The organism is Micromonospora sp. HK10 (genome assembly GCF_000982955.1).
In the GTDB taxonomy this organism is placed as follows: Bacteria; Actinomycetota; Actinomycetes; order Mycobacteriales; family Micromonosporaceae; genus Micromonospora.
The window spans coordinates 59,051-70,827 of sequence record NZ_KQ058870.1; the positions used below are offsets into that span (position 1 = coordinate 59,051).

The following is an 11,777-nucleotide window of genomic DNA, read 5'->3' on the forward strand; positions in this document are numbered from 1 at the left end:
CGACGTTCTTCACACGCCGGAAACAACCCGTCACGCGTCGGAAATCGAGCGGTGTCGGTGCAGGAAACAGCCGCCGACAAAGCTTCCGCGCAACCGGCTGACGGGCGACGCTGCCAGGACTCAGTCGGAGGGAGGAATTCCGACACCGAGAGGAGGCAGCGTGGAGATCGATACCGGGAACACTGCCTGGCTGCTTGTTTCGACTGCGCTCGTACTGCTCATGACGCCCGGCCTCGCGCTGTTCTACGGCGGCCTGAACCGGTCCAAGGGCGCCCTGAACATGATGATGATGAGCTTCTCGTCCATCGGGCTCGTCAGCATCCTGTGGCTTTTCTACGGCTTCACCGTCGCCTTCGGCGAGGGCGGCAAGTTCATCGGTGACCTGGGCCAGTACCTGGGCACCAAGACGTTCGTCGGCGAGAGCGACCTGTGGGGCGAGACCGGTATCCCGCTCTACGTCTTCATCGCCTTCCAGATGATGTTCGCGGTCATCACCGTGGCCCTGATCAGCGGTGCCCTCTCCGACCGGACGAAGTTCGCCGGTTGGCTGCTGTTCGCGTTCGGCTGGGCCACCCTGGTCTACTTCCCGGTCGCGCACATGGTCTGGGGCGGCGGCCTGATCGGCGGCGACATCGGCGCGCTGGACTTCGCCGGTGGTACGGCGGTGCACATCAACGCCGGTGCGGCCGCGCTGGCCCTGGTGCTGGTGCTCGGCAAGCGGGTCGGCTGGCCCCGGGAGAGCGCCAAGCCGCACAACATCCCGCTGGTCGCGCTCGGCGCCGGGCTGCTCTGGTTCGGCTGGTTCGGCTTCAACGCCGGCTCCGAGCTGACCGCCGACGGGGTCACCGCGCTGGCCTTCGTCAACACCCAGGTCGCCACCGCCGGCGCCCTGCTCGGCTGGATCGTGGTGGAGTGGCTGCGCGACGGCCGGCCGACGCTGGTGGGCGCCTCCTCCGGCGCCGTGGCCGGACTGGTCGCGATCACCCCGGCCTGCGCGTTCATCACCCCCGCCGCGGCGGTGCTGCTCGGTCTGGTCGCCGGCGCGGTCTGCGCCCTGGCGGTCGGCCTGAAGTACCGGCTCGGCTACGACGACTCGCTGGACGTGGTCGGCGTGCACTTCGTCGGCGGCTGGATCGGCTGCCTCTGGATCGGCCTGTTCGGCACCGCCTCGGTCAGCTCCCTGGTGGCCAGCGACGGCCTGCTGGTCGGTGGCGACGCCACGCTCCTCGGCAAGCAGGCGTTGGGCGCGCTGATCGTGACGGTCTACTCCTTCGCGATCGCGTACGCGCTCGGCTTCGTGATCGACAAGACGATCGGGTTCCGGATCGCCTCCGAGGCGGAGATCGAGGGCATCGACGTCGCCGAGCACGCGGAGAGCGCGTACGACCTGTCGCCCACCACGGGCAGCAGCGCCGGCGGCGCGTTCGCGATGGCTGGGCTGGGCGGCACCAAGCCGGCCGCGCCGGCCAGCACCGAGGCGGACGAGCCCGCCGAGCCGGTCAGCGAGAAGGTCGCCGGTTAACGTTCCTGGGATGGAGGGGTTGGACATGAAGCTGGTGACCGCGGTCATCAAGCCGTACCAGCTGGACGCGGTGAAGGAGGCCCTGCACGCCCTCGGCGTGGCCGGCCTGACCGTCAGCGAGGTCCAGGGCTACGGCCGGCAGAAGGGGCACACCGAGGTCTACCGGGGTGCCGAGTACACGGTCGAGTTCCTGCCCAAGATCCGGGTCGAGGTGCTCACCGACGAGATGGACGTCGACAAGATCGTCGACGCCATCGTGGGCGCCGCCCGGACCGGCAAGATCGGCGACGGCAAGGTCTGGGTGACCGGGGTCGAGGAGGTCGTCCGGGTGCGTACCGGCGAGCGCGGCCTCGACGCCCTCTGAGCGCCGGACCCGCCGACGTGACCTCGTTGACCACGGCCACCGACCCCGCCGGGGCCGGCGACCCCGTGGTCAACGAGGTCGCCGGCGTTCCCGGCGGGATCGGCGCCGACGCCCGGGCCCGACGGGCCGACGCCCTGGACGCCTGGCTGCGCGGGTTCTTCCCGGACCGGCCCGGGATCGCGCTGGTCGCCGTCGGCGGGCTCGGGCGCCGGCAGTGCGCCCCCCACGGCGACCTCGACCTGGTGCTGCTGCACGCCGGGGTGCCCGGCATCGACGAGCTGGCCGCCGCGCTCTGGTATCCGATCTGGGACGCCGGGCTGCGGCTGGACCACTCGGTGCGGACCGTCGCCGAGGCGCTGTCGGTCGCCCAGGACGACGTCAAGGTGGCCCTCGGCCTCCTCGACGCCCGCCACCTGGCCGGCGACCCGGCCCTGGCCGACCAGCTGATCCACACCGCCGCCGACCACTGGCGGCGCACCGCCGTACGGCAGCTGCCCCGGCTGCGGGAGATCACCGCGGCCCGCTGGGAGAGCCACGGCGAACTGGCCTTCCTCCTGGAGGGCGACCTCAAGGAGGCCGCCGGCGGGCTGCGCGACGTCGGGATCCTGCGGGCCATCGCCACCGCCGGGGTCACCGACGCGCTGCGCCCCGCCGTGCACGCCGCCCACCGGCGGCTGCTGGACACCCGCGACGCGCTGCACCAGCAGGTGGGCCGCCGCGTCGACCGGCTGGTCGCCCAGGAACGCGACGGGGTGGCCGCGCTGCTCGGCCTGCGCGCCTCCGCCGCCAGCGGCGACCTCGGCGACGGTGACGCGCTGCTGCGCCGGGTCGCCGGCGACGCCCGGACCGTCAGCCACGCGCTCGACGACGCCTGGCGGGCCGCCGACCGGCTCCGCTCCGGCCGCCACCGGGGCGCCCCGGGCCGGGCGGTACGCCGGCCGGTCGCCCGGGACGTCGTCGAACACGACGGCGAGCTGGTGCTCGCCCGCACCGCCATCGGCGCGCGCCCCGACCCCAGCCTGTCGCTGCGGGTCGCCGCCGCGGCGGCCAGCACCCGGCTGCCCATCGCCCGGGCCACCTGCGAGTGGCTGGCCGCGTACTGCCCGCCGCTGCCCGCGCCCTGGCCGCCGGCCGCCCGCGCCGCGCTGATCACCCTGCTCGGCGCCGGTGCCGGCCTGGTCCCCGCCTGGGAGACCTGCGACCGGTACGGGCTGATCGACGGCTGGCTGCCCGAGTGGACCCGGCTGCGCAGCCTGCCGCAGCACAACCCGGTGCACCGGTTCACCCTGGACCGGCACCTGGTGCAGACCGCGTACGAGGCGAGCCGGCACACCCGCGAGGTGGACCGGCCGGACCTGCTGCTGCTCGGCGCGTTCCTGCACGACATCGGCAAGGGCGTGCCGGTCGGGGAGGCCGACGGGGCGGCCGCCGACCACAGCACCGCCGGCGCGCCGCTGGCCGAGGCGGTGGCCACCCGGATCGGGCTGCCCGCCGCCGAGGCGGCACTGATCGCGAAGCTGGTCCGGCTGCACCTGCTGCTGCCCGACGTGGCCACCCGGCGGGACCTGTCCGACCCGAAGACCGTCGCCGGGGTCGCCGAGCGGGTCGGCGACCCCACCACGCTGGACCTGCTGCACGCGCTGACCCGGGCCGACGCCGCCGCCACCGGGCCGGCCGCCTGGTCGGGCTGGAAGGGGCGGCTCGTCGCCGAGCTGGTGGCCCGGGTGCGTACCGCCCTGGACACCGGGGAGGTGCCCGCGCCGCCGGACCCGGACCCGGCCCTGGTCGCCGGGCCGCTGCCGGTCGTACACCTGGGGGAGGACCGGGTGTCGGTGGCCGCGGCGGACCGGCGCGGCCTGCTCGCGACGGTGGCCGGCTGCCTGGCCCTGCACCGGCTGGAGGTGATCTCCGCGGACGCCGCCACGGTCGACGGCCGGGCCCTCGTGCAGTGCCGGGTGCAGCCCCGCTACGGCCTGGCCCCCGACCCGATCGCGCTCAGCGCCGACCTGCGCCGGGCGGTCAGCGGCGACGTCTCGGTCATCCAGCGGCTGCGCGGCCGGGCCCTGGCCGGGCGCGGGCAGGGCGCCGCGCCCCGGGTGGTCTGGCACCGCGAGGCGGCCACCGACGCCGTCCTGCTGGAGCTGCGCGCCGCCGACGCGGCCGGGCTGCTCTACCGGGTCACCTGCGCCCTCGACGAGGCCGGCGCCCAGGTCCGGGCGGCCCGGATCTCCACCCTCGGCGGCGACGTGGTGGACGCCTTCTACCTGGTCGGCGGCTGGCCGGCCGACGCCGACCGGGCCCGCATCGAGGCCGCCGTGCTGGCCGTGGTGTGAGGATGGCGCCCCGGCCGACGCCACCGGACCGGGCAGCGGCGGCCCGACCCGGGCTACGTCCGGTGACGTAGCGAGGGAGCCGCCGCCGGGGTGACGCGCCGGCGGCCGCGCGGCGGCAGGGTCGGGGCATGAACCTGCCAGTGCAGACCGAAGGGCTCACGAAACGGTACGGCGGCCTGACCGCCGTGCACGACCTCGACCTCGCGGTACGGGCCGGCGAGGTGTACGGCTTCCTCGGCCCCAACGGCGCCGGCAAGACCACCACCCTGCGCATGCTGCTCGGACTGGTCCGGCCCAGCGCCGGCACCGTCCGGCTGCTCGGCCGGTCACCCGGCGCCGGCCGGCTGACCGGGGTCGGGGCGCTGATCGAGGGGCCGGCCTTCTACCCGTACCTCTCCGGGCGGGACAACCTCGGCGTGCTGGCCCGGTACGCCGGGGTCGGCGCCGACCGGGTCGCGCTCGTGCTCGACCTGGTCGACCTCACCGACCGCGCCGGCGACCGGTACGCCGGCTACTCGTTGGGCATGAAGCAGCGCCTCGGCGTCGCCGCGGCGCTGCTCAAGGACCCGCGCCTGCTGATCCTCGACGAGCCGACCAACGGCCTCGACCCGGCCGGCATGGCGGACATGCGCCGGCTGCTCCGCCGGCTCGGGGCGGGCGGCTGCACCGTGCTCGTCTCCAGCCACCTGCTCGGCGAGGTCGAGCAGGTCTGCGACCGGGTCGGGGTGATCTCCCGGGGCCGGCTGGTCGCCGAGGGCACCGTCGCCGAGCTGCGCGGCGCGGCGGGGCTGCGGGTGCTCGCCGACCCGCTGGAGGAGGCGGCCGCCCGGGTCCGCTCGCTGGTCGGGGCCGACCGGGTCCGGGTGGTGGACGGTGGGCTGGAGTTGTCGGTCGAGCCGGACCGGGCGGCCTGGCTCAACACCGAGCTGGTCGGTGCCGGCCTGGCCGTACGCGAGCTGCGTTCCCGGGAACGCGATCTGGAACAGGTCTTCTTCGACCTCGTCGAGAAGGGAACGGCCGATGTCGGGTAGCTGCCGCGCCGAGCTGGTCAAGCTGGTCCGCCGGCCGGCCAACTGGCTGCTGCTGGCCATCACGCTGGCCCTCGCGCTGACCTTCACCTACCTCTTCCCGTACGCCAGCATCGCCGGCGACACGGTGGGCCCGAACGACGAGCGGACGCTGCCCACGCTCCTCCCGGACCAGCTGGTCGGTAACTCGCTGGGCGGCCTGCCGGTCTTCCTGGGCGCGATCGTCCTGATCATGGGCGTGCTCGCGGTGGGCGGCGAGTACGGCTGGGGCACCTGGAAGACGGTGCTCACCCAGGGCCCCAGCCGGTTGGAGGTGTACGCCGGCAAAGTCGTCGCCCTCGCCGTCGCCGCCTTGGCCGTGGTGCTCGCCGTGTTCGCGGTCGGCGCGCTGGCCAGCGTGCTCATCGCGCTCGCCGAGGCGCAGCCGGTGCGCTGGCCCGCGCCGGTCGACCTGCTCACCGGCCTGGGGGCGGGCTGGCTCATCGCGACGATGTGGGCCATGCTCGGTGCCGTGCTCGCCGTCGCGCTGCGCGCGGTGGCGCTGCCGGTCGGGCTGGGCCTGGTGTGGCTGCTCGCGGTGCAGAACCTGCTCTCCGCGATCGCCGCACCGCTGCTCGACTGGGTGGCGCGGGCGCAGCAGGCACTGCCCGGCCCGAACGCCGGGTCGCTGGCCGCGGCGCTCGGGGCGTACCCCGGCACGCCCGGGGTGGCGGCGACCGTCGGCGGCGCCCAGGCGGCCGTCGTGGTGGCGGCGTACCTGGTCGGGTTCGCGGCGGCCGGCGCGGTGCTGCTGCACCGTCGGGACATCGGCTGAGCCGGGGCGGGGGAGGCGACGTGCAGCGGGACCGCCGGCACTGGGGGCCGTGGCTCTTCGACGGCCTGCTCGCCCTCGCCCTGCTGGTGATCGGCCTGGCCGGCACCGCGCCGGCCGGCGCCAACCAGGGCTTGGGCACCGGCCGGGCCACCTACCCGCTGGTCGTGGTGGCCGCGCTCGCGGTGGCGCTGCGCCGGCGCTGGCCGCTGGTGATCCTGGCGGTGGTCACCGCCGCGGCCACCGCGTACCTGGTGCTCGGCTACCCGTACGGGCCGATCCTGCTGTCGTTTTTCGTGGCGGTCTACACGGTGGCCGCGCGGCGGCCGGCGCGGACCGCCGCGGTGGCCGTCGGGGTCGCACTGCTGACGCTGCTCACCCACGTCTTCGTCGGGCCGCGGCCGCCCGGCCTGGTCGGGCTGATGCCGGCCGCCGCGTGGGTGGTGGTGCCGTTCGCGGTCGGCGCGACGGTGCGCCTCGGCCGGGAGAACGCGGCCCGGGGTCGGGCCGACGAGGCCCGCCGGCTCGCCGATGCCGAGCGGCTGCGGGTCGCCCGGGAGGTGCACGACGTGGTGGGGCACGGCCTGGCCGCGATCCACCTGCAGGCCGAGATCGCCCTGCACCTGCTGGGCCGCAGGCCCGAGCAGGCCGAGGCGGCGCTGACCGTGATCAGCCGCACCAGCAAGGAGGCGCTGGACGAGCTGCGGGTCACCCTGACCGTGGTCCGGCGCGACGAGGCGGCCGACGAGCGGTCCCCGGCGCCGGGCCTGGCCCAGCTGCCCCAGCTGCGGGAACGGCTGGCCGGCGCCGGGGTGCCGGTGAGCGTCGAGGTCGAGGGGGAGCCGCGGGCGCTGCCGGTGGCGGTGGACCTGGCCGCGTACCGGGTGGTGCAGGAGGCGCTGACCAACGTGCTGCGGCACGCCGGCCCGGCCACCGCCGCCGTCCGGCTCCGCTACGCTCCCGCCGAGGTGGCCGTCGAGGTGACCGACACCGGGCGGGGCGCGGTCGCCGGTGGACCCCGGGCGGGCGGCTACGGTCTGGCCGGCATGCGGGAACGGGTCACCGCGCTGGGCGGGTCGTTCACGGCCGGGCCGGCGCCGGCCGGGGGCTTCCGGGTGCACGCCACCCTGCCCGTGGAGGAGGTTCGATGATCCGGGTGCTGATCGCCGACGACCAGGACCTGGTCCGGATCGGGCTGCGCGCCCTGCTGGAGAGCGAGGACGACCTCGCGGTGGCGGGAGAGGCGGCCGACGGGCTCGCCGCGGTCGAACTGGCCCGCCGGGAACGGCCCGACGTGGTGCTGATGGACGTCCGGATGCCGGGCGTGGACGGCATCGAGGCGACCCGGCGGATCGTCGCCGATCCGGACCTGACCGGCACCCGGGTGGTCGTGCTCACCACCTTCGAGCTGGACGAGTACGTCTTCGACGCGCTGCGGCACGGCGCCAGCGGCTTCCTCACCAAGGACACCGCCCCGGCGGACCTGCTCCGGGCCGTCCGGCTGGTCGCCGAGGGGGAGGCGCTGCTCTCCCCGTCGGTGACCCGGCGGGTGGTCCGGGAGTTCGCCAACCGGCCGGCCCGGGTACCCCGGCCGCACCCCCGGCTCGGCGCCCTGACCGACCGGGAACGGGAGGTGGTCGGGCTGGTCGGCGAGGGGCTGAGCAACGCCGAGATCGCCGAGCGGCTGGTGGTCAGCCCGGCCACGGCGCGTACCCACGTCAGCCGGGCCATGGTCAAGCTGGGTGCCCGGGACCGGGCGCAGCTGGTGGTCTTCGCGTACCAGTCGGGGCTGGTCGGCTCCTGACCGGCCGTCCGTCGCCACCGGTGGCGCCCGCATCGGCGCTGTTTGAAGCGGAATACCGCAAACGGGGGCATCCGGCGGCGCTGAGGGGCCGGATTGCCGCAACCTGAGTGGATCATCCTCCGGCCGGTCCCGGGCGCGTGAGCCAGGGGCGGGCCGGTCCGGAGCGCGGGTGCGGGCGGCGGGCTACCCTAGCGGTGGCTGGACGCCCTGCCCGGCCGCTCCGTGCCGAAACGACAAACGGGATGTTCGCGTGTTTGACACCTTGAGTGACCGCCTCTCCGGGATCTTCACCAAGCTCCGCGGCAAGGGCCGGCTCACCGACGCCGACATCGACGCCACCGCGCGCGAGATCCGGATGGCGCTGCTGGAGGCCGACGTCGCCCTGCCGGTGGTCAAGGGCTTCATCGCGAACGTCAAGGAGCGGGCGCGCAGCGCTGAGGTCTCCCAGGCGCTCAACCCGGCCCAGCAGATCGTCAAGATCGTCAACGAGGAGCTGATCAACGTCCTCGGTGGCGAGGGGCGGCGGCTCCAGTTCGCCAAGAACCCGCCGACCGTGATCATGCTGGCCGGTCTCCAGGGCTCCGGCAAGACCACCCTGGCCGGCAAGCTGGCCCGCTGGCTCAAGGCCCAGGGCCACCAGCCGCTGCTGGTCGCCGCCGACCTCCAGCGTCCCAACGCCGTCGGGCAGCTCCAGGTGCTCGGTGGCCGGGCCGGCGTCGAGGTGTACGCGCCGGAGCCCGGCAACGGCGTGGGCAACCCGGTGCAGGTGGCCCGGGACTCGATCGAGCACGCCCGGCGGGCCGCCCGGGACATCGTCATCGTCGACACCGCCGGCCGGCTCGGTATCGACGCCGAGATGATGCAGCAGGCCGCCGACATCCGGGACGCGGTCCAGCCCGACGAGGTCATCTTCGTCATCGACGCGATGGTCGGTCAGGACGCGGTCCGTACCGCCGAGGCGTTCCGCGACGGCGTCGGCATCACCGGCGTGGTCCTCTCCAAGCTCGACGGCGACGCCCGTGGTGGTGCCGCGCTGTCGGTCCGGGAGGTCACCGGCCAGCCGATCCTGTTCGCCTCCACCGGCGAGAAGCTGGAGGACTTCGACGTCTTCCACCCCGACCGGATGGCCAGCCGGATCCTCGGCATGGGCGACGTCCTCACGCTGATCGAGCAGGCCGAGGCGGCCTTCGACGCCGATCAGAAGGAGAAGATGACCGCCAAGCTGGTCGGCGGCGAAACCTTCACCCTGGAGGACTTCCTCGACCAGCTCATCGCCGTGCGGCGGATGGGCCCGATCGCCAACGTGCTGGCCATGATGCCCGGCATGGGGCAGATGAAGGACCAGCTCGCCGAGCTGGACGACAAGCACTTCGACCGGGTGACCGCGATCATCCGGTCGATGACCCCGACCGAGCGCACCAACCCGAAGATCATCAACGGCTCCCGCCGGGCCCGCATCGCCAACGGCTCCGGGGTCACCGTGATGGACGTCAACCAGCTGCTCAACCGCTTCGCCGACGCGCAGAAGATGATGAAGCAGATGGGCGGCATGATGGGCCTGCCCGGCGGGGGCCGGCGCAAGGCGACCAAGTCGCCGAAGAACAAGCGCAAGGGCACCAAGGGCGGCGGCCGGCCCCGGGTGGGCGCCGGCGGGATGCCGGGCGGTTTCCCGGGTGGCATGCCGCAGCTGCCGCCGGGCCTCGACCCGGGCGACCTGGCCGGTGGTCAGGGCCTGCCGCCGGGCTTCAAGCTCCCGAAGATCGACTTCAACAAGCTCGGCAAGGGCGGTGACAAGGGCCCGCGTTGACGTGTGTCGGTGACGGTGCGCGACGCGATCATCACCTAGGGTCGTGTCGCCGCCTGGAAGGAGATGTCATGACCGCGGCCCCGATCCTGCCGGAGCGGCACGAGTGGACGGTCGACGACCTCGGCGACCTGCCGAAGGACCTTCCGTACGAACTGATCAACGGAAGGTTGATCGTGCCGTCGCCGACCGCCGTGCACCAGGACCTCTGTGTCCGCCTACTGCTCGCACTCGAAGTCAACTGCCCGCCGGAATACCTCGTCAGCATCGACCTGTCGATGCGGGTCGACCGCCGCAACGAGCCGCGCCCCGACGTGGTGGTCATCCGGCGCAAGCACGCCGGGCAGTCGCCGGTGCCGGTCGAGGACGCGCTGCTCGCCGTCGAGGTCGTCTCACCGACCTCCACCTTCCGCGACATGTACGACAAGGCGAAGGTCTACGCGCACGCCGGCGTCCGCTCGTACTGGCTGGTGGACCCGATCCAGGAGCGGATCGCGCTCACCGAGTACACGCTCGGCGCCAACCGCGAATACGAGCAGGTGGCGAACACGGAGGACCTGTTCGTCACCGAACGTCCGTGGAAGGTCAGCGTGGATCTGCCGGCGCTCACCGCCCGGAAGAACGACCTGCTCGCCCCCGACGGGGAGTGATCGGGTAGGACTGTGCACATGGCTCTGCATGTGCGCGGTGTGCTCCTGCCCGACGACGAGGTCCGGGACGTCTGGCTGGTCGGCGACCGGGTCACCTTCGAACCGGTGCCCGGCGCGGAGACCGTCATCGACCGCGGGTTCGTGCTGCCCGGCCTGACCGACGCGCACTGCCACCTCGGCATCGCCCGCGGCGGCGCCCCGATCACCGCCGTCGACCAGGCCCGCGAACTGGCCCGGATCGACCGGGACGCCGGGGTGCTCGCCATCCGCGACGCCGGCTCCCCGTACCCGTACCCGGAACTCGACGACGACCCGGAGCTGCCGCGCCTGGCCCGCGCCGGCCGGCACGTCGCCCCGCCGAAGCGCTACCTGCGTGACATCGGCATCGAGGTGGGCGCGGCGGAGGTGGCCGCGACGGTGACCGCGCAGGCCGCCGCCGGCAACGGCTGGGTCAAGCTGGTCGGCGACTGGATCGACCGGGGGGTCGGCGACCTGGCCCCGGCCTGGGACGCGGACACCATGACCGCGGCGGTGGCCGCCGCGCACGCCGCCGGGGCACGCGCCGCGGTGCACACCTTCAGCGAGTCGGCCGTGGAGATCATGGTGCGGGCCGGGGTGGACTCGGTGGAGCACGGCACCGGGCTGAGCCTCGACCTGATCGACCTGATGGCCCGGCAGGGCACCGCGCTGGTGCCCACGATGATCAACATTCAGACCTTCGGCGGCATCGCCGAGCAGGCCCGCGCCAAGTTCCCCGGGTACGCCGACCACATGCTCGCCCTGCGGGACCGCTTCCCCGAGGTGGTCCGGGCCGCCCACGAGGCGGGGGTGCCGATCTACGTGGGCACCGACGCCGGCGGGGGCATCGACCACGGGCTGGCCGCCGAGGAGATGCTGCTGCTGCACGAGCGGGCCGGCATGTCCGCCGAGGACGTGCTCGCCGCCGCCTCCTGGCGGGCCCGGGAGTGGCTCGGCTTCCCCGGCCTCGTCGAGGGCGGCCTGGCCGACCTGACCGTCTACCCCGAGGACCCCCGCCGCGACCTCCGCGTCGTCCGCACCCCGTCCCGCATCGTGCTGCGCGGTCGCGTCCTCCGCTGACTGTGAGCATGGCGGGGTCGGCTCAGCAGTGATGAGCTGATAGCTGGCAGCGCAGGCGTGACCCTTCGTCTGACTGGCTTTGTGCCTTTGAGGGGACTTGTCCGTCTGCTGCTGCCGGCGCCGGCCCGGCGGGAGACGTTTGGCCTGATCAGGAGCTTGACCGCCAGTTAGTGGCTGGCGTGTCTCATCACAGTCCTGCCATCTCCGCACCGGACCGGACCCTTGCGTCCCCACGGTGAGGAGAGAACGCATGTCCATGCTGGCAGATCTGGTCGAAGTCGTCATCGGCGTCGACACGCACAAGCACACCCACACCGCAGCGGTCCTGGATGCCCGCACCGGTGCCGTCCTGGACCGCACCAC

At 74.1% G+C, this 11,777-nt stretch carries 10 protein-coding genes; all 10 read left to right on the forward strand.

The features are described 5' to 3' along the window. Nucleotides 1-160: 160 nt before the first annotated feature. Nucleotides 161-1,522 carry an ammonium transporter gene (locus LQ51_RS24560; RefSeq protein WP_046569580.1) on the forward strand — a complete coding sequence of 454 codons (1,362 nt, stop codon included), beginning with the start codon at nucleotides 161-163 and terminating at the stop codon, nucleotides 1,520-1,522. A 25-nt stretch (nucleotides 1,523-1,547) separates the two neighbouring features. Further along, the gene (locus tag LQ51_RS24565; protein WP_013284578.1) at nucleotides 1,548-1,886 is read left to right on the forward strand and encodes a P-II family nitrogen regulator; all 339 of its coding nucleotides are present in this window, start codon (nucleotides 1,548-1,550) and stop codon (nucleotides 1,884-1,886) included. Nucleotides 1,887-1,903: 17 nt separating this feature from the next. Next, nucleotides 1,904-4,219 carry a [protein-PII] uridylyltransferase gene (locus LQ51_RS24570; protein WP_046569585.1) on the forward strand — a complete coding sequence of 772 codons (2,316 nt, stop codon included), beginning with the start codon at nucleotides 1,904-1,906 and terminating at the stop codon, nucleotides 4,217-4,219. 128 nt (nucleotides 4,220-4,347) lie between these two features. Beyond that, nucleotides 4,348-5,250 carry an ABC transporter ATP-binding protein gene (locus tag LQ51_RS24575; RefSeq protein WP_046569587.1) on the forward strand — a complete coding sequence of 301 codons (903 nt, stop codon included), beginning with the start codon at nucleotides 4,348-4,350 and terminating at the stop codon, nucleotides 5,248-5,250. Next, entirely contained in the window at nucleotides 5,240-6,061 is an 822-nt protein-coding gene (locus tag LQ51_RS24580) for an ABC transporter permease (protein ID WP_046569589.1), read from the forward strand. Before LQ51_RS24575 ends, LQ51_RS24580 begins: the two co-directional genes overlap by 11 nt. A gap of 20 nt (nucleotides 6,062-6,081) precedes the next feature. Next, complete coding sequence (locus LQ51_RS24585; protein WP_046569591.1) at nucleotides 6,082-7,209, forward strand: sensor histidine kinase; 1,128 nt, start codon at nucleotides 6,082-6,084, stop codon at nucleotides 7,207-7,209. Next, a complete protein-coding gene (locus LQ51_RS24590; RefSeq protein ID WP_046569593.1) occupies nucleotides 7,206-7,862 on the forward strand; it encodes a response regulator transcription factor in 657 nt (218 codons plus the stop codon). Before LQ51_RS24585 ends, LQ51_RS24590 begins: the two co-directional genes overlap by 4 nt. A 250-nt stretch (nucleotides 7,863-8,112) precedes the next feature. Then, nucleotides 8,113-9,669 carry a signal recognition particle protein gene (gene ffh / locus LQ51_RS24595; RefSeq protein WP_046569596.1) on the forward strand — a complete coding sequence of 519 codons (1,557 nt, stop codon included), beginning with the start codon at nucleotides 8,113-8,115 and terminating at the stop codon, nucleotides 9,667-9,669. Between the two features lie 68 nt (nucleotides 9,670-9,737). Beyond that, the gene (locus tag LQ51_RS24600; RefSeq protein ID WP_046569597.1) at nucleotides 9,738-10,316 is read left to right on the forward strand and encodes a Uma2 family endonuclease; all 579 of its coding nucleotides are present in this window, start codon (nucleotides 9,738-9,740) and stop codon (nucleotides 10,314-10,316) included. Between the two features lie 18 nt (nucleotides 10,317-10,334). Continuing rightward, on the forward strand, nucleotides 10,335-11,414 hold the full coding sequence (locus LQ51_RS24605; RefSeq protein WP_046569598.1) for an amidohydrolase family protein: 1,080 nt from the start codon (nucleotides 10,335-10,337) through the stop codon (nucleotides 11,412-11,414). Nucleotides 11,415-11,777 lie beyond the last annotated feature (363 nt).

Bases quoted from the DNA above. Each gene is read 5' to 3' on its own strand.
- LQ51_RS24565 (WP_013284578.1), top strand. From the start codon at position 1,548: ATGAAGCTGGTGACCGCGGTCATCAAGCCGTACCAGCTGGACGCGGTG.
- LQ51_RS24575 (WP_046569587.1), top strand. From the start codon at position 4,348: ATGAACCTGCCAGTGCAGACCGAAGGGCTCACGAAACGGTACGGCGGC.
- LQ51_RS24580 (WP_046569589.1), top strand. From the start codon at position 5,240: ATGTCGGGTAGCTGCCGCGCCGAGCTGGTCAAGCTGGTCCGCCGGCCG.
- LQ51_RS24590 (WP_046569593.1), top strand. From the start codon at position 7,206: ATGATCCGGGTGCTGATCGCCGACGACCAGGACCTGGTCCGGATCGGG.
- LQ51_RS24600 (WP_046569597.1), top strand. From the start codon at position 9,738: ATGACCGCGGCCCCGATCCTGCCGGAGCGGCACGAGTGGACGGTCGAC.
- LQ51_RS24605 (WP_046569598.1), top strand. From the start codon at position 10,335: ATGGCTCTGCATGTGCGCGGTGTGCTCCTGCCCGACGACGAGGTCCGG.